Origin of the sequence: Acetobacter lambici (assembly GCF_011516885.1) — a bacterium.
GTDB lineage: Bacteria > Pseudomonadota > Alphaproteobacteria > Acetobacterales > Acetobacteraceae > Acetobacter > Acetobacter lambici.
This window is the reverse complement of the sequence record NZ_WOTD01000144.1, coordinates 1-1,042: the sequence shown is the minus strand read 5'-3', so window position 1 is coordinate 1,042 and position 1,042 is coordinate 1. Positions and strand designations below refer to the sequence as shown.

Sequence of the window (1,042 nt, the reverse complement as noted above, 5' to 3'; positions counted from 1 at the left end):
GGCGGGTGCGTGCTCATGCTGGTCAAGGAAGAGCGTGACGAACAGGGTAGCCAGGGCCTCATGATCAGCAATGATGCGGCAGTAACGATCTGCCTGCTGCCCACTGCGCTCCAACCGGTTCAGTGTAGATTTGCCAGCCAATGCTGCGCAGTTTGCCCGGCCTCCTGACAGACGGCCCGATCTGAATTGCCCCGGGTTTTGTGGAGACGGAACGACCCGAGAGGTAAGAAGGATTCATGAGCAACAAATCGAAGCGTTTTCCGCCTGAATTTCGTGAACGTGCAGCCCGCATGGTTCTGGAGGAAGAGAAGAACCATCCATCACGCTGGTCTGCGGTGATGATGATCGCGCCAAAGCTGGATATTCATCCTGACACGCTGTCAAAATGGACCCGTCTGCATGAACGTGCCAATGCGCCTGCGGTGAGTGACCTGCCTGATCGAGAGAAGATCAGGCAACTGGAGCGAGAGAACCGCGAATTGCGGCAGGCCAATGAAATCCTGCGTAAGGCGTCGGCATATTTTGCGGAAGGAGAGCTCGACCGCATCTTCAAGCCATGACACGCTTCATTGAGGAGCACCGGCAGACATATGGTGTCGGGTCAATCTGCAGGGTTCTGTCGATTGCACCATCTGCCTATTATGCAACTGTTGCCAGACAGAAAAATCCGTGTGTGCGCAGCCAGAAAGACAAAGAATTGTGCGATGACATCCGTAGAGTGTGGAATGATAATTTCTGCGTCTATGGAGCGCGCAAGGTCTGGCATCAGCTCAAACGTGAAGGCCTGGATGTCGCCCGCTGCACGGTAGAGCGGCTGATGCGCCGGATGGGGCTGAAAGGCGTCATTCGTGGCAAGGGGGTCAGAACCACACGGCCTGATCCGCAACGTCCGTGTCCGCAGGATCTGGTGCAGCGCCAGTTTCATGCTCCTGCCCCCAACAGACTGTGGGTTTCGGATTTCACGTATGTTTCCACTTGGCAGGGCTTTGTTTATGTGGCCTTCATCATTGACGTCTTTGCACGGGTTATTGTGGGTTGGCGT

The 1,042-nt window shown here is 55.5% G+C and carries 2 pseudogenes and 1 other annotated feature; of the pseudogenes, one reads left to right on the top strand and one right to left on the bottom strand.

Annotation, left to right across the window (positions count from 1 at the left end):
- Positions 1-180 (bottom strand): annotated as a pseudogene (locus GOB86_RS15550) (IS1380 family transposase); the annotation flags it as partial.
- A 56-nt stretch (positions 181-236) separates the two neighbouring features.
- Between GOB86_RS15550 and GOB86_RS16270 the strand changes: the two are divergent.
- Positions 237-1,042, top strand: a pseudogene (locus tag GOB86_RS16270) (IS3 family transposase); the annotation flags it as partial.
- Positions 515-631 (top strand) — a sequence feature (AL1L pseudoknot). It overlaps the preceding pseudogene by 117 nt.